Source organism: Bradyrhizobium sp. IC3123 (assembly GCF_020193625.1).
In the GTDB taxonomy this organism is placed as follows: Bacteria; Pseudomonadota; Alphaproteobacteria; order Rhizobiales; family Xanthobacteraceae; genus Bradyrhizobium; species Bradyrhizobium yuanmingense.
This window is the reverse complement of sequence record NZ_JADYVF010000001.1, coordinates 1,004,277-1,027,572: the sequence shown is the minus strand read 5'-3', so window position 1 is coordinate 1,027,572 and position 23,296 is coordinate 1,004,277. Positions and strand designations below refer to the sequence as shown.

The following is a 23,296-nucleotide window of genomic DNA, read 5'->3' as shown; positions in this document are numbered from 1 at the left end:
GGCTTCCTCTTCGACGACGGGCGGCACGCAAGCCGTCCGTTCATTGCAGCCCATTTATCGCCAACGCCAGCGGCCCTGCAAGGCCGGCTGCCGCGGACTTGGCCTACTGCTTGAACGCAAAAGGCGTCGCCGTGATGGCCTTGGTCTTCCAGCAGGCTTGCGGACCAAAGCCGCCGCAGAAACTGCCATGCAGATCGAAGCGGATGGTGCGCGCGGCGCCGCGCTTCACCGGCGCTGCCATGATCTTGTAGCGAAGAACGTAGCCGTCGAACACCTCGCGCACGCTGCCGTCCGGCAGCGTCACCAGGATCTTCATGACGCAACCGCCGGTTCCGCAATAGGTCGTCTCGCGATCGCCGCATTTGGTGTCCTGGAAATCGACGATGTAGTCCTCACGACCATCGCCGGTCAGGTCGATCCTGCGCACCGTATCATGCGCGAAGGTCACCTCGCCGCCTTGCTGGCTCTCGCATTCCTCATTGGCAAAGCGCACAGCCTTCTGCACGCCGGGCGGATAATCGGCCGGATTGAACGGCTTTGCGTCGTCGGCACGCGCGCCGGTCACGAGCAAGCTGAGCAGGAGGATCAGATATCGCATTGGTGTTGGTCGCAACCACAAACGATATCGTTCAGGAAGTCTTAAACATGATCGACGCAACCTCGCTCAGTTCTCGCGTACAGAGTGCCGCATCATGGTCAAAGCGCCTGCCCTCCTTCTGTTGTCACTGGCGCTCGCCGGATGTGCCGCGACTCCGCAAGCGCATCTGGCATCCGATCTCGCCGTCAAGCCTGCGCGTTATGCCTGGGATGGCGCCGGCGAGGATCCCAACCGGCCCCGCGCCGCCTCGCAGCCGACACGAACCTCCAGCCGCTCCGAGCGCAACAGGTTGCAAGCCGACGCTCAGCCCCATTCGAAGGAACGGTGGCAGGCGCAGGATGGCATCGAGGCCGAACAGGACGCCAGGGTCAGCCGCTCCCTGGTCATCTGCCAGGGCTGCCTCCGCCCGCAGCCACAAGCCGAAGATTCCAGGCTCGCCAAAGCGACCGATTGAACGGAACAGCTTCGGATTGGAAACCCCGGCCGGACCGCGCGTTACGATCTCGTGCGCGAGGCCGGCAGCTGCAAGGCAATGATATGAGCGACGTCATCAACAACAAGGCCCATCACCGCTATGAGCTCGACGTGGAGGGTCATCTTGCGACCGAGCACTACCGGCTCGACGGCGGTGTCATCACCTTCGAGCACACCGACGTGCCGAAGGAGCTTGGCGGCAAGGGCATTGGCTCGAAGCTGGTGCAAGGCGCGCTCGACCAGGTCCGCGCCGACGGATTGAAGCTAATCCCGCAATGCCCGTTCGTGAAGGCGTGGATCGACAAGCACCCGGACTATGCGGATCTCGTGACACGGTGAGTGCACAGGCCCGCCGCTCGTGGCCGGCGGGCCTGCCGTACTTACGGTCTATTGTCCGTGCTTGAGCAAGTCCTGGTCATTCATATCCCAGTCCTGCCATAGCTGGAGAATGCCGAGCAGCACCACCACCGCACCGAGGGTCGTGTGATAGATGCGGAGAAATCCCTCACCGGAATAGCCGATCACGTATGGCGAGGCGATGAGCCACAGTCCGGCCAGGATCGTCATCACCTCCTGCCAGCGCTGCAAGGCGACATATTCGAGCTGGCTGATGCCAAATACGACGAGACCGATCGCAACGGTGTTCAGGATGGCCGTCTGGTGACCGGAGATCGCCTGATCCTGGATCGGGAACCACGGCGAGGCCACGATCAACGCGCCCAGCAGCATCCCACACCAGTCTTCCCACGTTCGATGAGTCTTCAAAAAACCAGAATCCGACATCGTACCCTCCTGCAAAAGAGGCATACGTCTGCGGCTGGCGATCATGACACTCCGAATATCTGGCGACCCTGCCGGCCGCATTCGGGCGTATGTCCTTTCCAGGACGTGGGAACCGAACTCCGGCTTGCAAGAGCGGTATCGGGAATTATTTGCGGAGTCGCGGGACCATGCTCGCCGGGCGCCATGGCCATACCGCAGTGCGGTCAGGGCGGCGCGCATTTGCAGATATCTCATCTGCGCAATCTCCCCCTGGTCTCACCTTGGCAAGGGCCGTGTCAGCCTCCTAGATCAGGAGGCACCTGCAGTTCGGAGGGACCCCGCATGGCGGCTTCGGTACGCGACAACAAGGACAGGAGCCGCTTCGAGCTCGATGTCGGCGACGACATCGCCTTCGCCAATTACCGGCTGACGCCGTCGGCCGTAATCATCACCCACACCGAGACGCCGCGCGCGTTGCGCGGGCGCGGCATCGGCTCCGAGCTGGTCAAGGGCGCGCTCGACCTGATCCGGCGCGACGGCAAGAAGGTGATCGCCGGCTGCGGCTTCGTCGTCGACTATCTCGATCGGCATCCGGAGGATGCGGATCTGGTCGCCTGAATGCAAAAGGGCCCGCGGCGATCGCGGGCCCCTGCGGCACTACCCCAGGTCCGGTCAGTGCTTGATCTCCGGCGGCAGCTTGCCGCCATTAGCGGCGAGCTTGGACATCACCTGCTTGTGCAGCCAGACGTTCATGCTCGCCGAGTCGTTCATGTCGCCGCTGTAGCCCAGCTCCTTGGCGAGATCCTTGCGCGCAGCGAGGCTGGAATCGATGTCGAGCGCCTTCATGAGGTCGACGATGGAGGTACGCCATTCCAGCTTCTCGCCCTTGTGCGCGGCGGCCGCCTTGTCGACGATCGCCGCCACGTCGACCGCGGCCATGGGCGCGGCGGCCGGCGCCGAAGAACTTGCCGACCCTGCGGGGGCGCCCGGCGAAGCGGCGCCGCCGGCCGGCGCAGCGGAGGCCGGCTGGCCGCCGAAGATCGCGCTGATGATTTTCCCGAAAATGCTCATGTCTGCTCCCCGAAAAGGAATCCGTTGGAAGGGCCTTGCGTGGCACTTATAGACGAAGTTGGTGCGCCGCGCCCGCGAAGTTGCGCGAACGGACAGCAGCATCAGCTTATCTGCGGCGAAATGACGACAGAATGACGCCGCATTGATTGCGTCGCGGCATCGAAATTTCACCCAGCGTGAGGGACAGGACTCGGACTTGGGAGTATGCTTGCCGTTCAGCTCGCGATCCATCCGGAATTCGCGTCTGGTCGGAATCGTGGGATTTCAAGAGAATGGGCGGCCGCTTGCGCCGTTTGCCGGCGCCGGATGCAGCCGCTTGGCAAGGGAGCTAGCGACCATGGCCACACTCTACCAGGGCAATGTCCCCACGATGGCCCAGCCCACGGATGCGGCTGGACCGGTGATCCGAACCATTCAATTGTCCGATCTGCACGACGCGCTCAGGCGCGGCTGGGAGGATTTCAAGGCCGTTCCGAGCCACGCCATCATCCTCTGCGTGATCTACCCGGTGCTCGGCCTCGTGCTCGCCCGTGTGGTGATGGGCTATTCGGTGCTGCCGCTGCTGTTTCCGCTCGCCGCGGGCTTCGCGCTGATCGGACCTTTCGCTGCGCTCGGGCTCTACGAGCTTTCCAGCCGGCGCGAGCGCTATGAACCGGCCAGCGCCTGGGATGCCATGGAGGTGCTGCGATCGCCGTCGTTCGGCGCGATGCTCGGCCTCGGTACGTTGCTGCTCGCCCTGTTCGTCACCTGGGTGGCGACCGCGCAGGCGATCTATATCGCGGCGTTCGGCTACGAGGGCGTCACCGGATTCTCGGACTTCATGATGCGCGTGCTGACGACGCAGCAAGGCTGGTGGCTGATCGTGGTTGGCTGCGGCACCGGATTCCTGTTCGCGCTCGCCGCGCTCTGTCTCAGTGCCGTGTCGTTCCCCTTGATGCTGGACCGCCATGCCGGTGCGTTCGAGGCGATGAGCACCTCGCTGCGCGTGGTCGCGAAAAACCCGGTGCCGATGGCGGCCTGGGGCCTGATCGTGGCGGTGCTGCTCGCGCTTGGCACGATCCCGGCCTTCCTCGGCCTCGCCGTTGTGGTCCCGCTGCTCGGGCACGCCACGTGGCACCTTTACCGCAAGGTGATCGCGTCGGATCCGGGCGCACGTCCGGTCCCCCCTCCGCCGCATCGGCCGCGCAAGCCGGCCGCCGACTTCCCGGCCAACCTTTTCCCGTGGCGGAATCGGACTGACGTCTGACAATCTCGTGACGTGCGGCCCTGGCCGGTTCGGACAGGGCCGCGCGCCTTGCTTTGGCCGCGGTTACAGCCGAGATTATGCTGCCGGTCAGGTCAATTCACGGAAATCCATTTCATCTGATGACTCCGACGATTTCTCGTCTTGCTCTCGCAGCCTTGGCCGTCTCCGCGTCCCTTCTCTCAGTCCAGCCAGCGCCCGCCGCGGTTGCCTGCGACTCGGGCAATTTCGACGCTTGGCTGGCTGATTTCAAAACCGACGCTGCGGCGAAGGGCATCTCGCAGCAGACCATCACTGCCGGGCTTGCCGGCGTCACACTGGATCAGAGCGTGCTCAACCGCGACCGCTCGCAAAAGGTCTTCACCCAGAGCTTCGAGGAGTTCTCCGGCCGCATGGTGCCGCCACGCTTGGAGCGCGGCTCCAACAGGATGAAGCAATACGGCTCGGTGCTGTCGCGCATCGAGCAGGCTTACGGCGTGCCGGGCGAAGTCCTGGTCGCGATCTGGGGCCTGGAGACCGATTTCGGCGTCAACACCGGCAAGTTTGCAACGTTCCGCTCGCTTGCAACGCTCGCTTACGATTGCCGTCGCTCCGAGCAGTTTCGCGCCGAGCTGTTGGATGCGCTGCGCATCGTCCAGCGCGGCGATCTTGCGCCTGCCGACATGAAAGGCGCCTGGGCCGGCGAGCTCGGCCAGACCCAGTTCATGCCGTCATCCTGGATGAAATATGCCATCGACTTCGACGGCAACGGCAAGCGCGATCTTCTGCATAACGTGCCCGACGTGCTCGCCTCCACGGCCAATTATCTGGTCGGCTATGGCTGGCAGAAGGGCAAGGACTGGCAGCCGGGCAGCCCGAACTTTGAGGTGCTCAAGCAGTGGAACAAGAGCGAGGTCTACTCCAAGACCGTGGCCTATTTTGCCGCCCAGCTCGCACGCGCCCCTTAGATCTCAGCCCAGCCGAAGCGCGCCGAATCGCCGCTGCCGAACCCCGGCAAGCGGGCCTCGCTGTAGCGGCGCCAGCGCATCGCTCATGGGCGCATTTTCGGTATTCAATGGATCTTAAAGTGAATCTATATTCATATAATAGCGTCGCGTCCTATGCGAATCAGGCAGGCATGACTTGAGTCTATAAGCTGCTGGGTTGAACTTGCTGGCCGCTTATAGGCCACCTATTTCCGCGATGACCCAGATCAATCTTTGACATAAACCCGTTATTTCACGGGTACTTATCGTCGACACCGGACGACCTTGGCCAAGCTCTGGGCGGGAGCGCCTTCCGGTTAAGCATCCGTTACGTATGCCATGCACATAGCGCTTAGCTGCATCGCAACATCGGAACTTTCGCACTGCACCACTCTCACCTATATTCATTTCAACGATGAGGCCTCAAGCAAAGGCTGAATCGAACTACAGGAGACTACCAATGCTGCTCTCGCTCATCCGCATGATCCAGGCCTTCCGGGACTATCAGCGCAATGTTGCCGAGCTGTCCCAGCTCAGCGATCGCGAATTGGCCGATATCGGCCTCGATCGCTCGGACATCCCGCGCGTTGCCGCCGGTCAGTATCAGGGCTGATACCCTTCAGCCCTTCACTAGAACGGACCGATAGCGCCCGCCTCGTGCGGGCGTTGTCGCATCTGGTGGCAGAAAACTCGATCTCGGCGATTCCACTCTCCGCCGAAAAGCGCTACCTGTCCGCCCCATGACAGGACCCCAATCCAACCTCGTCCACGTGATCGGTGCCGGCCTCGCCGGTTCGGAAGCTGCCTGGCAGATTGCGAAGTCCGGCGTGCCCGTGGTGCTGCACGAGATGCGGCCGACCCGCATGACCGACGCGCACCGCACCGACGGACTTGCCGAGCTCGTCTGCTCCAACTCGTTCCGCTCGGATGACGCCGCCAACAACGCCGTCGGCCTGCTGCATGCGGAGATGCGCCGCCTCGGCTCGCTGATCATGCGCGCGGCCGACGCCAACCAGGTGCCCGCCGGCGGCGCACTCGCGGTCGATCGCGACGGCTTCTCGGCGGCCGTCACCAAGGCGCTGAACGATCATCCCCTGATCGAGATCGCGCGCGGCGAGATCGCGGGCCTGCCGCCGGCCGCGTGGAGCAACGTCATCGTCGCCACCGGCCCCCTCACCTCCGCGCCGCTGGCCGACGCCATCCGCGAGCTCACCGACGAGAACGCGCTCGCCTTCTTCGACGCCATCGCGCCGATCGTGCACCGCGAGTCCATCGACATGTCGGTGGCCTGGTTCCAATCGCGCTACGACAAGGTCGGCCCCGGCGGCAACGGTGCCGACTACATCAACTGCCCCATGACCAAGGAGCAGTATGAGGGCTTCGTCGCCGCGCTGATCGCCGGCGAGAAGACCGAGTTCAAGGAATGGGAGACCAACACGCCCTATTTCGACGGCTGCCTGCCGATCGAGGTGATGGCTGAACGTGGCCCCGAGACGCTGCGCCATGGTCCCATGAAGCCGGTCGGCCTCACCAACCCGCACGATCCCACCACGAAACCGTACGCGATCGTGCAACTGCGCCAGGACAACAAGCTCGGCACGCTCTACAACATCGTCGGCTTCCAGACCAAGCTGAAGTATGGCGAGCAGCAGCGCATCTTCCGCACCATTCCGGGGTTGGAGAACGCCGAATTCGCCCGCCTCGGCGGCCTGCATCGCAACACCTTCTTGAACTCGCCGAAGCTGCTCGACGGCCAGCTGCGGCTGCGCGCACAGACGCGGCTGCGCTTCGCCGGCCAGATGACGGGCTGCGAAGGCTATGTGGAATCCGCCAGCGTCGGCTTGATCGCGGGTCTCTATGCAGCCGCGGAAGCGCGCGGCGAGACGCTTGTCAGCCCGCCGGCTACGACCGCACTGGGATCGCTGCTCGGTCACATCACCGGCGGCCATATCGAGACCATCGAGCCGGGCACGCGCTCGTTCCAGCCGATGAACATCAATTTCGGCCTGTTTCCACCGCTCACGAGCGTGCCAACGAAGAAGCCCGACGGCACGCGGCTGCGCGGCAACGAGAAGACGGTGGCCAAGAAGCAGGCGCTGAGCGCACGGGCGCTCGCCGATCTCGATCGCTGGATCGCCGATCACCTGCGCATTGCCGCCGCCGCGTGAGTTTGCAATGAGCTTGCCCAAAGACGACGCGGCAGAGCTGTCGGCGCGCTGGACCGAAGGCGTGATGCTCAAGCGCGACGTGTTCTCGACCGTCGAGCGCGGCCGTTTCCGCAGCGAAAGCGGCGAGATCGACGCGGTGCTGCGCCGGCTCGACGAGGTGCCATGGTGGTCGTTTCTGCTGGCACGCCACCTGTTCGCCCGCGAGAAGCAGGCCTTGGTGCGGGCCAAAGGCCTCGACGTCGGCCCCGAGCTGCTCTGGGCCGGGCGCCGCGCTCTGGTGCGCGGCTTCGTCGACGGCGTCGCGCTGCACCTGGCAAAGCCCCATGGCGATGTCGCCTATTTCCGCTCCGCCAAGGCCGCACTGCGTCGGCTGCGCCGCGCCGGCATCTGCCACAACGATCTCGCCAAGGAGCAGAACTGGCTGGTCGGCCGCGACGGCCGCGCCTATGTCACCGACTTCCAGCTCGCCGCGTGCTTCAAGCGCCGCGGCCGGCTCTATCGCATCCTCGCCTATGAGGACCTCCGGCATCTGCTCAAGCACAAGCGCTCCTACGCGCCTGAGGCGCTGACGCCGCGAGAGCGAAAGATCCTGGCGAGGAAGTCGTTCGCCGCGAGCCTATGGCTCGCCACCGGCAAGAAGGTCTATCGCGCCATCACCCGCGGCCTGTTCAACTTCACCGATCGCGAGGGCGGCGGCCGTCGGCTCGTCAACGACGCGCCGGTGCTGGCCGAGCTGATCCGCCGGAATCCCGCCGTGCGCGACGCCGCCATCGTCGCCTTTGCCGACCGTCGCTCCGGTGTCGGGCTTTACGCCTTCGTCGAAGCCGATCAGGCCGCGCTCGAGGGCCAGCTCCGCAGCGAGCTTGCCGCCTCCAAGGGACCGAAGCCGCCCGAGCACATCCAGGTCGTGCACGCCCTGCCACGCAACGCCAGCGGCAAGCCACGCATCGAGGTCCTGCAACTGGTCGCCATGAACCAGCTCGACCTGATCGAGCCGATGATGAAGAACGAGCAGGATCGCGCCTTCCTCAAGGATATCCTGGAGCAGCGCAAGAACCTGCGCGACCGCTTCAATTTCGAGGCGAAGCTCCCGACGAGCTAGCGCGGAATCTGCGCCTTGAAGCCTCCACAATGGCGATCGAGAAGCGCTTGGATCAGGAAGGGTTGGCAGAGATCATGGGCGCTCGGGGGACGATGATGCATCGTATGGTTGGCGGAACGATCGCCGGCCTTGTGCTGCTGGCAGGGGCGCCTGCGCTGGCCGACTCACCGGCAGAGCTGATCTCCAGCTTCCGTCTCAAGCATGGTGAGGCCCGCGTCGTGCGCGACGCCACCCTCGATCGCATCGCCATGGATCAGGCCCGCGCGATGGCGGCGAAGGACGACCTCAGCCACGACACACTCGGCCCATTCAATCGCCGCGTCGCACCGGCCGGCGCGGGCCGCGCCGCAGAGAACATCGCCTACGGCTACGACAGTTTCGACAAGACGCTGGGCCAGTGGATCGACTCCTCCGGGCACCGCAAGAACCTGTTGCTGCACAATGCCTCCCGCGTCGGCATTGCCAGCGCCAAGAATGCGAGTGGCAAGCGCACCTATTGGGCCATGGTCATCGCCGGCGACTACGAGAAGGGCAAAGGCAAGAAAAAGGACAAGGAGCCCGTCGTCGCGGTGAAGCGCGAGGTACCGCCCGCGAGCAAGCCGAAGTCCGGCAACTGTCACGTCAAGCTGCTCGGCCTCTGCATCTGAGGCGCGACCGTCTCAGCCGCGGCGCGCGGCTTCGATCGCGGCGACGTCGATCTTCGTCATCCCCATCATCGCATCGAAGGCGCGCTTGGCCTCCGTGCCACCGGCGGCCAGCGCCTCGGTCAGCACCCGCGGCGTGATCTGCCAGGAGACTCCCCATCTGTCCTTGCACCAGCCGCACGCACTCTCCTGCCCGCCATTGCCGACGATGGCGTTCCAGTAGCGATCGGTCTCCGCCTGATCGTCGGTGGCGATCTGGAACGAGAAGGCCTCGTTGTGCTTGAAGACGGGTCCGCCATTGAGACCGAGACAGGCAACGCCGGCTACCGTGAACTCGACGGTCAGGACATCGCCTGCCTTGCCGGACGGATAGTCGCTGGGCGCGCGATGGACCGCACTCACCGCGCTGTCGGGAAACGTCTCGGCATAGAAGCGGGCCGCGGCTTCAGCATCCTTGTCGTACCAGAGGCAGATCGTGTTCTTTGCCATTGGGTATTCCCTGTGATTCCGTGCCAGATTGCGCTTCCGATCAGCATAGGCATCCCGATCTGCATGCTCCAGCTGGAACAGTCGTTTGCCCGAGCTTGCTCGCGTGCGTCATTGTGTCTACGAGGAACCTGAAGATGGAGGCTCTGACGTGATCGACATCAACCAGATACGTGCCGACACGCCTGCTGCCTCCCGGCTCGCGTATCTCCACAATGCCGGTGCGGCTCTCATGCCCGCGCCCGTCGTCGCGGCGATGAAAGGACATATCGATCTCGAGAGCGAGATCGGCGGCTATGCCGCAGCCGATCGCGCGTCAGATCGGCTCGAAGCCGTTTACGGCTCAGTGGCCCGGCTCCTGAACGCATCGCCGGATGAAATCGCCCTGGTGGAGAACGCGACGGTTGCCTGGCAGATGGCGTTCTATTCGCTTTCATTTCGAGAGGGCGACCGGATCCTGACGGCCGAAGCGGAGTACGCCGCCAACTATGTTGCGTTTCTTCAGGCCGCCAAACGCACAGGCGCGGTCATCGATGTGGTGCCGAGCGATGCGACGGGCGAGTTCGATGTCGGCGCACTCGAACGTATGATCGACGAACGCGTGAAGCTGATCGCCATCACCTGGGTTCCGACCAATGGCGGGCTGACCAATCCCGCAGCGGCCATCGGCAGAATTGCGCGAGCACACGGCATCCCCTATCTGCTCGATGCCTGCCAGGCGGTCGGCCAGATGGAGGTCGACGTCGAGGCCATCGGCTGCGACATGCTGTCGGCCACGGGACGCAAATTCCTGCGGGGACCGCGTGGTACCGGCTTTCTCTATGTGCGCGGGGCGCTCCTGCAGCAGCTCGAGCCACCGATGATCGACCATTTTGCAGCGCCCTGGGTCTCGCGCGATGAATATCGGCTCCGCGACGATGCCCGCCGCTTCGAGACATGGGAGAATAATTACGCCGCCCGGCTTGGGCTCGGCGCTGCCGTCGATTATGCGCTCGACATCGGCATGGATGCCATCGAGGAGCGCTGCCGGCTGCTCGCGGGCCGCCTTCGCAGCGGCCTCGCTTCCATTCGTGGCATCACTATTCACGACCTTGGCCGCAAGCCTGGCGCCATCGTCAGCTTCACTTTGGATGGATATGAAGCGGAGGCCATTGTCAGCAGCGCCGCGGCGGCGGGCATCACAATCGGCGCTTCAGACCCGTCGAGTACCCGCATCGATGCCGAGAACCGCGAGCTGCCGCCGCTCGTCCGAGCTTCCCCCCACTACTACAACACCCAAGCCGAGATCGACCGGCTGATCGACCACGTCGCGGATTTGGCGTCACGTTAGCGCGTGCTCAGGTGCAGCGCGCGCTCAGTCCGGATGCGCTGAGCCTGGCCATCACCTCGTTGAGATGGGCGGCATCGCGGGTCTCGATGACAAGCTGCAGCAGCGTCGCCTTGGCCGGCAGGTCGGAGAAGGTCCGCTGGTGTGAGACCTCGATGATATTCGCACCCGCTTCGGCCAGCAGTGCCGCTACCGCGGCGAGCTGCCCCGGCCTGTCGGGGATATCGAGCGACAATTGCGTCAGCCGCCCCTCGCGCGCGAGCTCGCGGGTGAGCACGGAGGCGATCAGCCGCGTGTCGATATTGCCTCCGCTCAGCACGAGGCCGACCTTCTCGCCGGCAAAGCGGGACGGATCGGACATCAGCGCGGCGAGGCCGGCGGCGCCGGCGCCCTCGACGACGGTCTTCTCGATCGAGATCAGGGTCGCGACTGCACGCTCGAGCTCGGCTTCGTTGACGAGCGCAATATCGTCGACGAGGCGCCGAACGATTTCGGTGGTGATCTTGCCCGGTGATTTCACCGCGATGCCCTCGGCGAGCGTATCGCCGCGCGCCGGCAGATTGCCGTCGTGAATGGCGTTGTACATCGAGGGATAGAGCCAGGCCTCGACGCCCAGTATCCTGAGCGACGGCTTGATCGACTTCGCGGCAATGGCAATCCCGCTGATCAAACCGCCGCCGCCGATCGGGACGACCAGCGTGTCGAGCTCCGGGACCGCCTTCAGCATTTCCAGCCCGATCGTGCCCTGCCCGGCGATGACGAGCGGATCGTCGTAAGGATGGACGAAGACCATGCCGTGCGCTTCACCGTGGCTGCGCGCAAAGGCGGCCGCCTCCTCCAGCGTCGCGCCCGTGACCACCACCTCGGCGCCGTGATGCCGGGTGTTCTCGATCTTCACCATGGGCGTGCCGATCGGCATCACGATGGTGGCGGGAATGCCGAGCCGCTTGGCATGGTAGGCAACGCCTTGCGCGTGGTTGCCCGCGGACATCGCGATCACGCCCCGCGCGCGCTCCTCCGCCGTCAGCGCGGTAAGCCGGTTGAGCGCGCCGCGCTCCTTGAACGAGGAGGTGAACTGCAGGTTCTCGAATTTGAGCCAGATGTCGCAGCCGCAGATGCTGCTCAGCGTCCGGCTGTGGCTACAGGGCGTCTCGACAACGGCGCCTTGGATGGTCTTGGCGGCGGCGCGAATGTCTTCAGGGGCGACCGGAAGGCCGCTGAGATCGAACGAGCTTTGGGACATGTCAGCCATAGGACAGCATAGAGCATTTGGGCGGGCCAGGCGATAAGCCGGCGTCTATTTGGTAAATTCACGCGATCGCGAGGCGCGCCACAGCGTCCAGAGCGTGCGCAACCGCGAGGTCGGCTGCAACCTAAACGGATTGCGTCCCGGGCGCGACAGGCGCTCAAGATCGGCCTGCGCCTGGCGCAGCGGCAGAAACGCCGGCCGCAACGGCGGCGCCAGCTGCGCCAGCAGCGATGAAGCCGCGGTCATATGCTGCCGGGCTTCACCCGCCAGTTGCTCAAGCACCGCATGGAGATTGGGTGTTTCCTTGCCGGCGAAGACGTCCTCCATGCTGCAATCGTGCTGCTCCAGCACCTGCTGCGGCACGAACAATTGCCGGTGCGCGGCATCGCGCGGCAGATTGGCGATGACCTGCACGATACCCTGCGCCAGCCCGGCATGGCGGGCGACATGCTCGGCCGCCTCCGAAGGCGGTCCCAAGACCTGCGCTGCCAGGGCGAACAGCGCCGATGAGGTCGCCGCGAGGTAACCTTCCAGCGCGGCCATCGTCGGCATCGGGTCGTTGTAGAGATCGAACTGATGCTCCTCGGCAAGCAGCGACAGCGGCTCGACCGGCAGGTCGAAATCGCGGATCGCGCGAAGCAGCTCGGCCGCCACCGGATTGCCTTCGGCGCTGCCATGGACGTGGCCCGACAGCATGTCGGTCCACCATTGCAGGCGGATCTCGCCGGGCAGGGGCTGGCTCACCTGGTCGCGGACGCGAACGATCTCGACGTTGAAGGCATAGATCGCCAGTAACGCGCGGCGCTCGGCGGCCGGCGCGAACAGGGTCGCGGCGTAGCGGGGAAAGTCGTGGCTGCGCACGAGATCGGCGCAGAACGCGGCGGAGTCGGATGGCGGGTTGCTCATGGCACGGCGATCAGCGCGGCGGCAACCCGCCGCCGTTCGCCGATCATGATGTTGTAGGTACGCACGGCCGGGCCGGTCTGCATCGTGTCCAGTACAACCCTCACCGCCTTGAGCGCCTGACGCAGCTCCGGCGGCGGCAGCCACAGCCCCGTTCCAGTGCCGACCAGGAGCGTGTCGATGCTGTTGGCCGCCGTGAACACCCGATCCAGCGAGTAGCGGTCGATCTTCGCGGGGTCGGTCACGTCCCAAGCCCAGATCGCGTCGGGCAGACAGAGCAGCGAGCCCCGATGCGACATGCCGGCAAAGGCGAAGCCGCCCTTGCCATAGGCATCGATCGGCGCCGAGCGCGGAAAATGCGGAGCGTTGGGATCGCCGGCCATGAGCTTCGTCCGAATGGGCTTACTGCCCTCGCAAACGCCTGCAAGGGCATGAGGTTCGGATCATGCCTTGCTTTTCTTCGCCGGCGTCGCCGTATCGGGCGCGTCTTCGCGGTGCTCGCCGACGCCGAGATAGATCAGGATCGGTGCTGCAATGAAGATCGAGGTGTAGGTGCCGACCAGCACCACGCCGAACATCATCACCGCGGTGAAGCTGTGGATGGCATGGCCGCCGAACAAGAGCAGCGCGAGCAGCGCGAGCGTCACCGTGACGTGGGTGATGATCGAGCGCGACAGCGTCGAGTTGATGGATTCATTGAGCAGCTGGGGCATCGGCATCTTCTTGTAGCGACGCAGCATTTCCCGGATGCGGTCGTAGATGACGACGGTATCGTTGAGCGAATAGCCGAGAATGGTCAGCAACGCCGCGATGCTGGTCAGGTCGAAATCGACCTGGCTGATCGACATGAAGCCGATCGTCAGCACGATGTCGTGCACGTTGGCGATCATGGCGCCCAGCGCGAACTGCCATTCGAACCGGAACCAGAGATAAATCAGGATCCCAACGATCGCGAGCATCAGGCCGAGCATGCCGTAGGCCAGGAGCTCGCCCGCGACGCGCGGACCCAGCACCTCGGTGCGCTGAATGTCGACACTGTCGCCAAGCGCGCCACGAAGCTTCTGCAGGGCTGCCTGCTGGGCCGCGTCGCCACCCGGCTGCTCCGCAACGCGGATCAGGACGTTCTCCGGACCGCCGAACTGCTGCAGCTGGACCTCGCCGAGGCCCAGGCCGTCGAGCGAGGTACGCATTGCCGCGATGTCGGCGGTGCCGGACTTCGCCTTCACCTCCAGCAGCGTGCCGCCCTTGAAGTCGATACCGAGGTTCAGGCCATGGGTGAAGAACAGCACGATCGCGACGATCGACAGCGCCGCCGAGATCGGAAAGCTGATGCGACGGAAGCGCGTGAAGTCGAAATGCGTATCGTCGGGGACGATGCGCAGCGACGGCAGCAGGCCGAGGGCCGAGACCACGGTGAGGATGGCAATGAGGACGCCGAGCCCGATGAGAACGGTGTGAGTCACGATCAGGCTCCTAGATCGGCACGCTCTGCGGCCGCTTCCACCGCACCCACCAGGCGACGATCAGCCGGGTCAGGGTGAAGGCGGTGAACACCGTGGTGATGATGCCGATGCCGAGCGTCACGGCAAAGCCGCGCACCGGACCGGTGCCGATGTAGAACAGCACCGCGGCAGCAATGAAGGTGGTGATGTTGGAATCGAGGATGGTGGCGAGCGCCCGCTTGAATCCGGCGTCGATCGCCGAGATCGCATTGCGGCCGCCGCGCAATTCCTCGCGGATGCGTTCGTAGATCAGCACGTTGGAGTCGACCGCGATGCCGACGGTGAGCACGATGCCGGCGATGCCGGGCAGCGTCAGCGTGGCGTTGAGCAGCGACAATAAGCCGAAGATCATGGCGACGTTGATGGCCACCGCGATGTTGGCGAACACGCCGAACAGCCGGTAGGTCAGCAGCATGAAGATGATGACGAGGATCGAGCCGACATAGGCCGCGAGCTGGCCCTTCTCGATCGAGTCCTGACCGAGTCCTGGACCCACGGTGCGCTCCTCGACCACCGTGAGCGGTGCCGGCAATGCGCCGGCGCGCAGGAGAATCGCGAGATCGTTGGCCGATTGCACCGTGAAATTGCCGGAGATCTGGCCCTGGCCGCCGGTGATGGGCTCTCGGATGACGGGCGCCGAGATCACCTTGTTGTCCAGCACGATCGCGAACGGCAGTCCCACGTTCTCCTGCGTGGCCTGCGAGAATTTGCGCGCGCCCGAGGTGTTGAACTTGAAGCTGACGACCGGCTCACCCGTGCGCTGGTCGAAGGTCGCCTGCGCATCGGTCAGGTCGCCGCCGGCGACCAGCACCTGCTTCTTGACCACATAGGGCGTCGGCGGAGGCGAGGCGCTCATCAGCAGTTCGGATTCCGGCGGCACCCTGCCCGCTTGCGCCTGATCCGGCGGCACGGAGGTGTCGACCATGCGGAATTCCATCTTCGCGGTCCTGCCCAGCAGTTCCTTCAGGCGGGTCGGGTCCTGAAGACCGGGGACCTGCACCAGGATGCGGTCGTTGCCCTGGCGCTGGATGACGGGCTCGACGGTGCCGAGCTCGTTGACGCGGCGTTCGACGATCTGGATCGACTGCTCGATGGTCTTGCGCAGGCGATCGAGCACCGCAGCCTGCGGGACGCTCAGGCGGATCACCCCGCCGCCGGCATCAGTCACCTCGAGGTCGCGCTGACCGCTGGATCCCATCAGGCCGCCCAGCGGCTGGGACAGCTCGCGCAGCTTGGCAAGCGCCGGCTGCGCATCGGTCTCCTTGGTGATGCGAACCTCGACGGCATCGTTGCGCACGGTGACGCCGCCGGTGAATCCGATCTTGGCGTCGCGCAGGGTCCGGCGAACGTCGTCGCGGACCTGGTCGAGCCGCTCCTTCTTCACATAGGCAGCGTCGACCTCGAGCAGCAGATAGGAGCCGCCCTGGAGGTCGAGGCCGAGCACGATGCGGCGCTGCGCCCAGGCGGGCCAGCTCTTGACTTGCGCCTCGGGGAAGAAGTTGGGGACCGCGCAGAGGCACACGATCAGCGCCGTCAGGATAATCCCCAGCGCCTTCCACCGCGTGAAATACAACATCGACTGGACCTGTCAGATCAGGAGACTTGAGACTCGCGGTGAAGCTCTCACTTCGCCGCGGTGTCGTCCTTGGCGCTCTCTTTTGCGCTTTCCTTGGCCGGCTCGCCCTTGGCGCGCACGCCCGAGATCATCTGGCGCATCTGCCGCACGCGCACGCCGTCGGAAATCTCGAACTCGATCTGGTCGTCGTCGACCACCTTGGTGACCTTGCCGACGAGACCTCCTGAGGTCACGATGGTGTCGCCGCGGCGGATATTCTTCACGAGCTCGGCGTGGTCGCGGACCTTCTTCTGCTGCGGGCGCAGAATCAGGAAGTACATGATCACGAAGATCAGGGCGAACGGCAGCAGCGACATCAACATGCTGTTGGTGTCGCCAGCGGCCGCGGCCTGGGCATACGCAGGGGTAATCAGCATTCGGACGATCCTCGCGAGAACGGGGGAAAGCCGGTCAGGCCCTCAAAGGCGACCGGTTCGGTCAAATTCGCGCGGACTATAGCGGCCATTGCCCCAATTGCAACGCTGCCAGACTGCCCTTTTGGGCCACCTTGCGGCGGCCCGTCAGGCCCGATAAGGCTGCGTTCTCAGGAACTTCGGACATGCCCAAAAACCATAGCAAAAGCCCGGCCGGCAAAGGCCCCCGCACCCCTGCCAACAAGCCCACCCGCCTCGCGGCAAAACGCCCCACGGCGGCGGTCACCAAGGCAGGCCCGGACCTCCCGCAGGAGCGCATCGTCCGCGCCCTGGAGACCATTGCGGCGCACCTCTCCGCGCAGGGCAAGCCGGCGACCGAGGCCGAGTCGTTCAAGCGGGCGGACGCCTATGTCTGGCATCCCGACGGACGCCTCTCGGCGGTGCCGCGCGTGAGCCGCGTCGAGCTGTTCCTGCTCAAGGGCGTCGACCGGATGCGCGACATCCTGATGGAGAACACCGAGCGCTTCGCCAACGGCCTGCCCGCCAACAACGCCCTGCTCTGGGGCGCACGCGGCATGGGCAAGTCGTCACTGGTGAAGGCGGCGCATGCCAGCATCAACGCGGAGCGCAAACCGGCCGACAAGCTCAAGCTGATCGAGATCCACCGTGAGGACATCGAGAGCCTGCCGGCCCTGATGGAGCAGCTGCGGGCCTCCTCCTTCCGTTTCATCGTGTTCTGCGACGACCTCTCCTTCGACGGCAATGATGCCTCCTACAAGTCGCTCAAGGCGGTCCTCGAAGGCGGCATCGAGGGCCGGCCCGAGAACGTCATCCTCTACGCCACCTCCAACCGGCGCCATCTGCTGGCGCGCGAGATGATCGAGAACGAGCGCTCGACCGCGATCAATCCGGGCGAAGCGGTGGAGGAGAAGGTCTCGCTCTCGGATCGCTTCGGCCTCTGGCTCGGCTTCCACCGCTGCAGCCAGGACGAATATCTCGCCATGGTGCGCGGCTATTGCAGCCATTTCGGGATCAGGGTCGACGACGAGACGCTCGAGCGCGAGGCGCTGGAATGGTCGACGACGCGCGGCTCGCGCTCGGGCCGCGTCGCCTGGCAGTTCGTGCAGGAGCTGGCGGGACGGCTGGGTGTGAAGCTGACGGCGTAGTAGCGCGAGCTGTTACCCCGAATTCAACTGTCATCGCCCGCCTTGTGCGCACTTGCGCACTGGAGCGGGCGATGCAGTATTCCAGAGACGTTTGTTGTCAATCGAGAGGCCGCGGCGTACTGGGTCACCCGGTCGAGCCGGGCGACGACACGGTTCGTGCGGAGGCTACGTAAGTCTCACGCCCCGTTGAGGAATTGAAGCGGGTCAACCGGGCTCGATCCCTTGCGGATCTCGAAGTGGAGCTGCGGCGACGCCACCTCCCCGGATTGACCCGACTTGGCAATGACCTGGCCGCGCTTGATGGTATCGCCGCGCTTCACCAACAGCTCACTCGCATGGGCATATGCGGTGACGTAGCCGTTGGAGTGCCGAACCAGAACCAGATTGCCGTAACCCTTCAGCTCGTTGCCGGAATAGGCGACGACGCCATCTTCGGCCGCCTTGACCGGCGTCCCCTCGGGCACCGCCAGATTGATGCCGTCATTGGACTTGCCATTGGTCTTGGCACCGTAGCTCGTGACCACCTTGCCGCGGACGGGCCAGCGGAAGGTCGGCAGCGCGCCGGTGGCCTCCGCAGCCTTCGCCGGCGTCTCGGCAGCCTTCTCTTCCACATTGCTCGTGGCCTGGGCGAGCCGCGCGCTCTGCACGGGCGCGGCGGCAGTGGCCATCTTGGTCGCGGGTGCCGGAGCTGCCGCAACAGGCTGGAGCGTTCCGGCCACCGGTGCAGCCGCGACCGGAGCCGCAGCAACCGGCGCCGCGACGGCGGCGGTCTTGGCGCCGGGCACGGTCAGCTTGGTGCCGAGCTTCAGCTTTGCCGACGGATCGATGCCGTTGGCACGGGCGAGCTCTGCCGCCGAGATGCGGTTCTTGCGCGCGATGCTGGCGAGCGTGTCGCCACGGTTGACGAAGTGCGTGCTCGGCGGTGCCGCGACGGCAGCAACCGGCTTCGCCGCAGGCGCTGCCGCGACCGGAGCCATCGCGGGCGCCGGTGCAGCTGCGGTGGCAGGAGACGGAATGATCAACTGCTGGCCGGGCGAGAGCGCCCGCGGACCCTTGTAGCCGTTAGCGGCAAGGATCGCCTGCGGCGTGACGCGATAGCGCTTGGCGAGCACGTCGAGCGTGTCGCTGGTCCCGACGATGATCTTGGTTCCGCCGGCCGGCTGGGCGGCCGCGACCGACCGCGGCGGGACGGTCGCCGTGGTTTCCAGGTGCGGTTGTGCCGGGGGCGCATATGAGCTGACGCCGCGTCCGCCGCCGGACACCCCGCCCCCGGAGGCAACGGGATAGGACTGCGGGGCAGATACCGCGGGCGGAGGCAAAGCCTGCGACTGGTAGTAACCGGGCTGCGTCTGCGGCCGCGCATATTGCGGCAACTCACGCTGCGGCGGCGGCTGCTGCACCGAACCGGTCTGCTCGGAGGCGAAAGGATTGGAGAAGTTGGTCTGGGACAGCCGCGACGACATGTCGGCGCTGCACCCTGCAAAGCTGAAGGAGATCAGCGCCAGCACCGCGACCTGCGGCACGCGGCGCGAGTAAAGCAACTCGGCGACAGCGGACATGGTTACTCACTCGTACGCAACAGAACTGGTGTTTTAAGTAAACACGCGGCGAGTAAATAACGGCTTAACCCTCACAATAAGATGTTGGCGGCACTGCCGATCCGGGATTCTACAGCTCCCGCGCCACCCCGGGCAGTGCCGGCACGAAGCGGACCTCGACGAGTTCCTTGCGCTCGATTCCGGTTTCGCTGCGGGCCAGGCGGGTCAGCGTCTGCACGCCCTGATGCGGGCCGACCGGGGCAATCAGGATGCCCCCGACCTCAAGCCGCTCGACCAGGTTCTCCGGTATCTGCTCCATCGCCGCGGTGACGATGATGCGATCGAACGGGCCGATGTTGGGAGGCAGATTGAGACCGTCACCGAGCATCACCTCGACATTGTGACAATCGAGCTTCTCAAGCCGGGCGCGTGCCGTGTCGGCGAGCTTGCGATAGCGCTCGACGGTCAGGACCTGGCCGGCGAGCCGCGACAGCACGGCGGCCTGGTAGCCGGAGCCGGTGCCGATTTCGAGCACCCGGTGCTGCTTCTGGAGCTGGAGCTGCTCGGTCATGTAGGCGACGACGAAGGGCTGGCTGATGGTCTGCCCGCAGGCGATCGGCAGCGCGCTGTCACGATAGGCGCCCTCGCGATCGGCCTCGTCGACGAAAAGCTCGCGCGGCACCTCTTCCATGGTCCGCAGCACGGCCTGATCGCTGATGCCCCGACGCCTCAGCGTGAGCTGAAACATCATCTTTTCCGGCGGGTGCTGGTGGGACGTCATTGCTGCTATCGCTCGTCTCGTCTGGCGGATCGCCGTACTGCACCGCAAGAACCCGAGACGAGAATCTTGTTCCGGCTCAGGAACTCATGATATCCTTTCGGCACAGCATTTGACCACAACAAGGCCTTCAAAGCGCTAAGCCATTTGCGAGGTTTGCGTTCGTCGAAACGCGCATTGCGTCGCCTATCGTTATCTGCGAACGTTTACGAGAATGGGCAAGGACTCAACCATGACTGCGACAGGGCTTTCGGGCCGCTCTGTTTTCCTCGTCGAGGACGAGGTCATGATCAGAATGATGGTCGCAGACATGTTGGAGGAGCTTGGCTACAAGGTTGCCGCCGAAGCGGGCGACATCAATGAGGCCATGCGGCTTGCGCAATCCACCGAGTTCGATCTCGCCATTCTCGATGTCAACGTCAACGGCAAGGTCATCTCGCCGGTCGCCGATGTCATCATGGCCAAGGGCTGCCCGTTCATCTTCGCCACCGGTTACGGCTCCTCCGGCCTGCCCGAGCAATATCGCGACCGGCCGGCGCTCCAGAAGCCGTTTCAGCTCGACGCGCTCGGCAAGACCATCGAGGCCGCGCTTCGCGGCAGCTAACCTTTATTTCAGGGTGAGGCCAAGCTGCTCCGAAAACGCCTCGTCGGTGCGGTCGAGCCTGAGCGGGGTGACCGAGACGTAGCGCTCGCGCAGCGCCGCGAGATCGGTGCCGTCGGCGGGCGTGTCGAGCATCGCGGTCCGCTCGAAGCCGATCCAGAAATAAGGATTACCGCGGCCGTCCCGGCGCTCGTCGATCCTGAGGAAGCCGAGATTGCGCTTGCCTTGCCGCGTGACGCGGATGCCAAGCACATCCTCCGGCGCGCAGGATGGGAAGTTGATGTTGATGACGGTGTCCTTCGGAACGCCGGCGGCGATCACCTTGCGCAGGATATCGGGCCCGAATTTGCGGGCCGTGTCCCACGGCGGCCGTTCGCGGGTCTCGACGCTGAACTCCTGCGACAATGCGAATGACGGCAACCCCAGGATGGTGCCCTCCAATGCGCCGGCAATGGTGCCGGAATAGACCACGTCCTCGGCGACGTTGCGGCCCTTATTGACGCCGGACAGCACGAGATCGGGCAGCTTGGCTCCCAGGATATGGCGCGCTCCCATGATGACGCAGTCGGTCGGCGTGCCGCGCACGGCAAAGTGCCGTGGGCCGACCTCGCGCAGACGCAAGGGATCGTTCAGCGACAGCGAGTGCGACACGCCGGACTGGTCGAGCTCGGGCGCCACCACCCAGACATCATCGGTCAAAGCGCGCGCAATCTCCTCCACGACCTTGAGGCCGGGAGCGTGGATGCCGTCGTCATTGGTGCAGAGAATGCGCATGCGGAAGGTTCGATTCCTGAAAGCGGGTCTGAGCCGTCTTATCCGGCCAGCGCCGATCAGGCAAACCGGACGATTGCGGTCCGGCGGCTGGTTCCCTGGCTGGTCCCGCTAGCGGCGAACGCGCCATTGCGGCAGGAAGCGCGCAAGCCGGCCTTCTGCACGCAGTTGCATCGCCGGCACGACCGGGTTCACGACGGAAGCCTCGATGACGCCGAGCGCCTTCAGCTGCGCGAGGAACGGATCGGAGGTCGGCTCCTGCGGAAAGCGTTCGCGTGCCACGCTCAACGCCTTGTCGAAATCCGCGGCATTGACCCCGGGCTTGGCCCGCCGGCTCTGCACGAGATCGTCGTCCCAGAGCCGCGCGATCCCGATGTCGAGAACGCCGCGGAGGCGCTGGTCGATGGCCTGGATCCCGGCCCCGGTCACCGCCCATTGTCTTCCGACCCAGAAGATGTCGCGGTGCAAGGCCATGAAGGGAGGGTTCGCGTGGACGGGCCGGCAGGATAGCCGGCCGCCCGATCTTCGCAACGCGATTCTCGTCATGCCGCGTTTTCGGACGCGAACCGGTGCCCACTTCGCGGGAAAACGCTTTAGTCGCGCGCGATCACCTTCAGCCCGCCCATATAGGGCTGGAGCACGTCCGGGACCGCGATCGAGCCGTCCTCCTGCTGATAGGTTTCCATCACGGCGATCAGCGCGCGGCCGACTGCGGTGCCGGAGCCGTTCAGCGTGTGCACGAAGCGCGGCTTGCCGTCGGGCCCGCGCGAGCGCGCATCCATGCGCCGTGCCTGGAAGTCGCCGCAGACCGAGCAGCTCGAGATCTCGCGGAACGCCCCGCCCTCGCCCTGCCCGGGCATCCAGACCTCGATGTCATAGGTTTTTTGCGCCGAGAAGCCCATATCTCCTGCGCAGAGCGTCATCACACGGTAATGCAGGTCGAGCTTCTGCAGCACCTGTTCGGCGCAGGACAGCATCCGCTCCAGCTCGTCCTTGCTCACTTCCGGCGTCGTGATCGAGACCAGTTCGACCTTGGTGAACTGGTGCTGGCGGATCATGCCGCGAGTGTCGCGCCCCGCCGCACCCGCCTCGGCGCGGAAGCATGGCGTCAGCGCGGTCAGCCGCATCGGCAATTGCTTCTCATCGAGGATGGATTCGCGGGCGAGATTGGTGAGCGACACTTCGGCGGTGGGGATCAGACCGAGGCGCTCGGTCTTCAGCCGCTCATGGTCCGGCGAGGCGAGCAGCTCGCCCTTGATCGCCCAGAACTGATCGTCCTCGAATTTCGGCAATTGTCCGGTGCCGAACATCACCTCGTTGCGCACCAGGAGCGGCGGATTGATCTCGGTGTAGCCATGCTCGGTGGTGTGCAGATCGAGCATGAACTGGCCGATGGCACGCTCGAGCCGCGCCAGCCCCTTCTTCAGCACGACGAAACGCGCGCCGGAGAGTTTTGCCGCCGCTTCGAAATCCATGTAGCCGAGCGCGGTGCCGAGATCGTCATGCAGCTTCGGCGCAAAGCCATAGTTGCGCTTGTTGCCGAACACGTGATGCTGCACGTTGCCGTGCTCGTCGAGACCGTCGGGCACGTCCTCGAACGGAATGTTCGGGATCGCGGCCAGCGCTTTGGTCAGCTCATCGTCAGCGGCTTTTGCCGCCGCTTCGAGCTCGGGCATCGTGGTCTTGAGCTCGGCGACCTCGGCCATCAGCTTGGCCGCACGCGGCTCGTCCTTGGCCTTCTTGGCATCGCCGATTTCCTTCGAAGCTGCATTGCGCCGCGCCTGCGCCTGCTCGGAGGCGAGGATCGCCGCACGCCGCTTCTCGTCGATCGCGAGCAGCGAGGCCGACATCGGCTTCAAACCGCGCCGTGCGAGGCCGGCGTCGAAGGCTTGCGGATTGTCGCGGATCGCTTTGATGTCGTGCATGGCTGTGGTCCTGGATCAGCGCGTAAATAGTCAA

The 23,296-nt window shown here is 65.0% G+C and carries 27 protein-coding genes; 12 read left to right on the top strand and 15 right to left on the bottom strand.

The window, feature by feature from the left end; translation table 11 throughout:
• Window positions 1-103: 103 nt before the first annotated feature.
• A complete protein-coding gene (locus I6F20_RS05080) occupies window positions 104-598 on the bottom strand; it encodes a hypothetical protein (RefSeq protein ID WP_225125286.1) in 495 nt (164 codons plus the stop codon).
• A 94-nt stretch (window positions 599-692) separates the two neighbouring features.
• Here I6F20_RS05080 and I6F20_RS05075 point away from each other — a divergent pair, with 94 nt between their 5' ends.
• On the top strand, window positions 693-1,052 hold the full coding sequence (locus tag I6F20_RS05075; protein ID WP_109143671.1) for a hypothetical protein: 360 nt from the start codon (window positions 693-695) through the stop codon (window positions 1,050-1,052).
• Window positions 1,053-1,135: 83 nt separating this feature from the next.
• Complete coding sequence (locus I6F20_RS05070; RefSeq protein WP_036028195.1) at window positions 1,136-1,411, top strand: GNAT family N-acetyltransferase; 276 nt, start codon at window positions 1,136-1,138, stop codon at window positions 1,409-1,411.
• Window positions 1,412-1,459: 48 nt separating this feature from the next.
• Here the strand turns inward: I6F20_RS05070 and I6F20_RS05065 are convergent, their stop codons facing one another.
• The gene (locus I6F20_RS05065) at window positions 1,460-1,855 is read right to left on the bottom strand and encodes an SPW repeat protein (protein WP_225125285.1); all 396 of its coding nucleotides are present in this window, start codon (window positions 1,853-1,855) and stop codon (window positions 1,460-1,462) included.
• Between the two features lie 321 nt (window positions 1,856-2,176).
• On the opposite strand from I6F20_RS05065, the gene I6F20_RS05060 reads away from it, so the two are divergent.
• The gene (locus tag I6F20_RS05060; RefSeq protein ID WP_036044205.1) at window positions 2,177-2,452 is read left to right on the top strand and encodes a GNAT family N-acetyltransferase; all 276 of its coding nucleotides are present in this window, start codon (window positions 2,177-2,179) and stop codon (window positions 2,450-2,452) included.
• Window positions 2,453-2,506: 54 nt separating this feature from the next.
• Here I6F20_RS05060 and I6F20_RS05055 read toward each other — a convergent pair whose 3' ends face one another.
• Window positions 2,507-2,905 carry a DUF3597 domain-containing protein gene (locus tag I6F20_RS05055; protein WP_225125284.1) on the bottom strand — a complete coding sequence of 133 codons (399 nt, stop codon included), beginning with the start codon at window positions 2,903-2,905 and terminating at the stop codon, window positions 2,507-2,509.
• Window positions 2,906-3,242: 337 nt separating this feature from the next.
• Here I6F20_RS05055 and I6F20_RS05050 point away from each other — a divergent pair, with 337 nt between their 5' ends.
• The 6 genes from I6F20_RS05050 to I6F20_RS05025 all read left to right on the top strand — a co-directional run bounded on the left by I6F20_RS05050 (window position 3,243) and on the right by I6F20_RS05025 (window position 9,030).
• A complete protein-coding gene (locus I6F20_RS05050; protein ID WP_036044220.1) occupies window positions 3,243-4,151 on the top strand; it encodes a DUF2189 domain-containing protein in 909 nt (302 codons plus the stop codon).
• Window positions 4,152-4,270: 119 nt separating this feature from the next.
• Window positions 4,271-5,095, top strand: coding sequence for a lytic murein transglycosylase (locus I6F20_RS05045; RefSeq protein ID WP_225125283.1), 825 nt, complete (start codon window positions 4,271-4,273; stop codon window positions 5,093-5,095).
• A 478-nt stretch (window positions 5,096-5,573) separates the two neighbouring features.
• Window positions 5,574-5,726 carry a DUF1127 domain-containing protein gene (locus tag I6F20_RS05040; RefSeq protein WP_007590701.1) on the top strand — a complete coding sequence of 51 codons (153 nt, stop codon included), beginning with the start codon at window positions 5,574-5,576 and terminating at the stop codon, window positions 5,724-5,726.
• Window positions 5,727-5,853: 127 nt separating this feature from the next.
• Window positions 5,854-7,281 (top strand): methylenetetrahydrofolate--tRNA-(uracil(54)-C(5))-methyltransferase (FADH(2)-oxidizing) TrmFO, encoded by a 1,428-nt coding sequence (trmFO, locus tag I6F20_RS05035; RefSeq protein ID WP_036028202.1) that lies wholly within the window; start codon window positions 5,854-5,856, stop codon window positions 7,279-7,281.
• A gap of 7 nt (window positions 7,282-7,288) precedes the next feature.
• Window positions 7,289-8,383, top strand: a complete 1,095-nt coding sequence (locus tag I6F20_RS05030) for an AMP-binding enzyme (protein ID WP_109145786.1) — start codon at window positions 7,289-7,291, stop codon at window positions 8,381-8,383.
• A 95-nt stretch (window positions 8,384-8,478) separates the two neighbouring features.
• Window positions 8,479-9,030 carry a CAP domain-containing protein gene (locus tag I6F20_RS05025; protein ID WP_036028219.1) on the top strand — a complete coding sequence of 184 codons (552 nt, stop codon included), beginning with the start codon at window positions 8,479-8,481 and terminating at the stop codon, window positions 9,028-9,030.
• Window positions 9,031-9,042: 12 nt separating this feature from the next.
• On the opposite strand, the gene I6F20_RS05020 is transcribed toward I6F20_RS05025, so the two are convergent.
• On the bottom strand, window positions 9,043-9,516 hold the full coding sequence (locus I6F20_RS05020) for a VOC family protein (RefSeq protein WP_008547150.1): 474 nt from the start codon (window positions 9,514-9,516) through the stop codon (window positions 9,043-9,045).
• Window positions 9,517-9,664: 148 nt separating this feature from the next.
• Here I6F20_RS05020 and I6F20_RS05015 point away from each other — a divergent pair, with 148 nt between their 5' ends.
• The gene (locus tag I6F20_RS05015) at window positions 9,665-10,843 is read left to right on the top strand and encodes an aminotransferase class V-fold PLP-dependent enzyme (RefSeq protein ID WP_036028214.1); all 1,179 of its coding nucleotides are present in this window, start codon (window positions 9,665-9,667) and stop codon (window positions 10,841-10,843) included.
• A gap of 7 nt (window positions 10,844-10,850) precedes the next feature.
• Here the strand turns inward: I6F20_RS05015 and I6F20_RS05010 are convergent, their stop codons facing one another.
• From I6F20_RS05010 to yajC, 6 genes are read right to left on the bottom strand one after another with little or no spacing between them, the layout of a single operon-like run.
• Entirely contained in the window at window positions 10,851-12,092 is a 1,242-nt protein-coding gene (locus I6F20_RS05010; protein ID WP_225125282.1) for a threonine ammonia-lyase, read from the bottom strand.
• Between the two features lie 45 nt (window positions 12,093-12,137).
• On the bottom strand, window positions 12,138-12,995 hold the full coding sequence (locus I6F20_RS05005; protein ID WP_225125281.1) for a phytoene/squalene synthase family protein: 858 nt from the start codon (window positions 12,993-12,995) through the stop codon (window positions 12,138-12,140).
• Complete coding sequence (locus I6F20_RS05000) at window positions 12,992-13,375, bottom strand: Mth938-like domain-containing protein (RefSeq protein WP_028179505.1); 384 nt, start codon at window positions 13,373-13,375, stop codon at window positions 12,992-12,994. The genes I6F20_RS05005 and I6F20_RS05000 overlap by 4 nt, the downstream gene beginning before the upstream one ends.
• Before the next feature lie 60 nt (window positions 13,376-13,435).
• The gene (secF, locus tag I6F20_RS04995; protein ID WP_036012746.1) at window positions 13,436-14,455 is read right to left on the bottom strand and encodes a protein translocase subunit SecF; all 1,020 of its coding nucleotides are present in this window, start codon (window positions 14,453-14,455) and stop codon (window positions 13,436-13,438) included.
• A 10-nt stretch (window positions 14,456-14,465) separates the two neighbouring features.
• A complete protein-coding gene (gene secD / locus I6F20_RS04990) occupies window positions 14,466-16,070 on the bottom strand; it encodes a protein translocase subunit SecD (protein WP_036012748.1) in 1,605 nt (534 codons plus the stop codon).
• A gap of 47 nt (window positions 16,071-16,117) precedes the next feature.
• Window positions 16,118-16,486, bottom strand: a complete 369-nt coding sequence (gene yajC, locus I6F20_RS04985; RefSeq protein ID WP_036012751.1) for a preprotein translocase subunit YajC — start codon at window positions 16,484-16,486, stop codon at window positions 16,118-16,120.
• A 182-nt stretch (window positions 16,487-16,668) separates the two neighbouring features.
• On the opposite strand from yajC, the gene I6F20_RS04980 reads away from it, so the two are divergent.
• A complete protein-coding gene (locus tag I6F20_RS04980; protein ID WP_225125280.1) occupies window positions 16,669-17,649 on the top strand; it encodes an ATP-binding protein in 981 nt (326 codons plus the stop codon).
• Between the two features lie 176 nt (window positions 17,650-17,825).
• Here I6F20_RS04980 and I6F20_RS04975 read toward each other — a convergent pair whose 3' ends face one another.
• Both I6F20_RS04975 and I6F20_RS04970 read right to left on the bottom strand, forming a co-directional pair.
• Entirely contained in the window at window positions 17,826-19,208 is a 1,383-nt protein-coding gene (locus tag I6F20_RS04975; protein WP_225125279.1) for a LysM peptidoglycan-binding domain-containing M23 family metallopeptidase, read from the bottom strand.
• Between the two features lie 109 nt (window positions 19,209-19,317).
• Window positions 19,318-19,968: a protein-L-isoaspartate(D-aspartate) O-methyltransferase gene (locus I6F20_RS04970; protein WP_085969151.1), complete on the bottom strand. Its 651-nt coding sequence runs from the start codon at window positions 19,966-19,968 to the stop codon at window positions 19,318-19,320.
• A gap of 229 nt (window positions 19,969-20,197) precedes the next feature.
• On the opposite strand from I6F20_RS04970, the gene I6F20_RS04965 reads away from it, so the two are divergent.
• Window positions 20,198-20,569, top strand: a complete 372-nt coding sequence (locus tag I6F20_RS04965; RefSeq protein ID WP_036044248.1) for a response regulator — start codon at window positions 20,198-20,200, stop codon at window positions 20,567-20,569.
• 3 nt (window positions 20,570-20,572) lie between these two features.
• On the opposite strand, the gene surE is transcribed toward I6F20_RS04965, so the two are convergent.
• The 3 genes from surE to serS all read right to left on the bottom strand — a co-directional run bounded on the left by surE (window position 20,573) and on the right by serS (window position 23,262).
• The gene (surE, locus tag I6F20_RS04960; protein WP_036012754.1) at window positions 20,573-21,340 is read right to left on the bottom strand and encodes a 5'/3'-nucleotidase SurE; all 768 of its coding nucleotides are present in this window, start codon (window positions 21,338-21,340) and stop codon (window positions 20,573-20,575) included.
• 108 nt (window positions 21,341-21,448) lie between these two features.
• The gene (locus tag I6F20_RS04955) at window positions 21,449-21,811 is read right to left on the bottom strand and encodes a hypothetical protein (protein WP_057029282.1); all 363 of its coding nucleotides are present in this window, start codon (window positions 21,809-21,811) and stop codon (window positions 21,449-21,451) included.
• Window positions 21,812-21,930: 119 nt separating this feature from the next.
• The gene (gene serS / locus I6F20_RS04950; RefSeq protein ID WP_057029283.1) at window positions 21,931-23,262 is read right to left on the bottom strand and encodes a serine--tRNA ligase; all 1,332 of its coding nucleotides are present in this window, start codon (window positions 23,260-23,262) and stop codon (window positions 21,931-21,933) included.
• Between the last annotated feature and the right edge of the window lie 34 nt (window positions 23,263-23,296).

Coding starts and splice junctions, on each gene's coding strand:
- I6F20_RS05080 (WP_225125286.1), bottom strand. CDS start 598: ATGCGATATCTGATCCTCCTGCTCAGCTTGCTCGTGACCGGCGCGCGT.
- I6F20_RS05075 (WP_109143671.1), top strand. CDS start 693: ATGGTCAAAGCGCCTGCCCTCCTTCTGTTGTCACTGGCGCTCGCCGGA.
- I6F20_RS05070 (WP_036028195.1), top strand. CDS start 1,136: ATGAGCGACGTCATCAACAACAAGGCCCATCACCGCTATGAGCTCGAC.
- I6F20_RS05065 (WP_225125285.1), bottom strand. CDS start 1,855: ATGTCGGATTCTGGTTTTTTGAAGACTCATCGAACGTGGGAAGACTGG.
- I6F20_RS05060 (WP_036044205.1), top strand. CDS start 2,177: ATGGCGGCTTCGGTACGCGACAACAAGGACAGGAGCCGCTTCGAGCTC.
- I6F20_RS05055 (WP_225125284.1), bottom strand. CDS start 2,905: ATGAGCATTTTCGGGAAAATCATCAGCGCGATCTTCGGCGGCCAGCCG.
- I6F20_RS05050 (WP_036044220.1), top strand. CDS start 3,243: ATGGCCACACTCTACCAGGGCAATGTCCCCACGATGGCCCAGCCCACG.
- I6F20_RS05045 (WP_225125283.1), top strand. CDS start 4,271: ATGACTCCGACGATTTCTCGTCTTGCTCTCGCAGCCTTGGCCGTCTCC.
- I6F20_RS05040 (WP_007590701.1), top strand. CDS start 5,574: ATGCTGCTCTCGCTCATCCGCATGATCCAGGCCTTCCGGGACTATCAG.
- trmFO (WP_036028202.1), top strand. CDS start 5,854: ATGACAGGACCCCAATCCAACCTCGTCCACGTGATCGGTGCCGGCCTC.
- I6F20_RS05030 (WP_109145786.1), top strand. CDS start 7,289: ATGAGCTTGCCCAAAGACGACGCGGCAGAGCTGTCGGCGCGCTGGACC.
- I6F20_RS05025 (WP_036028219.1), top strand. CDS start 8,479: ATGCATCGTATGGTTGGCGGAACGATCGCCGGCCTTGTGCTGCTGGCA.
- I6F20_RS05020 (WP_008547150.1), bottom strand. CDS start 9,516: ATGGCAAAGAACACGATCTGCCTCTGGTACGACAAGGATGCTGAAGCC.
- I6F20_RS05010 (WP_225125282.1), bottom strand. CDS start 12,092: ATGGCTGACATGTCCCAAAGCTCGTTCGATCTCAGCGGCCTTCCGGTC.
- I6F20_RS05005 (WP_225125281.1), bottom strand. CDS start 12,995: ATGAGCAACCCGCCATCCGACTCCGCCGCGTTCTGCGCCGATCTCGTG.
- I6F20_RS05000 (WP_028179505.1), bottom strand. CDS start 13,375: ATGGCCGGCGATCCCAACGCTCCGCATTTTCCGCGCTCGGCGCCGATC.
- secD (WP_036012748.1), bottom strand. CDS start 16,070: ATGTTGTATTTCACGCGGTGGAAGGCGCTGGGGATTATCCTGACGGCG.
- yajC (WP_036012751.1), bottom strand. CDS start 16,486: ATGCTGATTACCCCTGCGTATGCCCAGGCCGCGGCCGCTGGCGACACC.
- I6F20_RS04980 (WP_225125280.1), top strand. CDS start 16,669: ATGCCCAAAAACCATAGCAAAAGCCCGGCCGGCAAAGGCCCCCGCACC.
- I6F20_RS04975 (WP_225125279.1), bottom strand. CDS start 19,208: ATGTCCGCTGTCGCCGAGTTGCTTTACTCGCGCCGCGTGCCGCAGGTC.
- I6F20_RS04970 (WP_085969151.1), bottom strand. CDS start 19,968: ATGACGTCCCACCAGCACCCGCCGGAAAAGATGATGTTTCAGCTCACG.
- I6F20_RS04965 (WP_036044248.1), top strand. CDS start 20,198: ATGACTGCGACAGGGCTTTCGGGCCGCTCTGTTTTCCTCGTCGAGGAC.
- surE (WP_036012754.1), bottom strand. CDS start 21,340: ATGCGCATTCTCTGCACCAATGACGACGGCATCCACGCTCCCGGCCTC.
- I6F20_RS04955 (WP_057029282.1), bottom strand. CDS start 21,811: ATGGCCTTGCACCGCGACATCTTCTGGGTCGGAAGACAATGGGCGGTG.
- serS (WP_057029283.1), bottom strand. CDS start 23,262: ATGCACGACATCAAAGCGATCCGCGACAATCCGCAAGCCTTCGACGCC.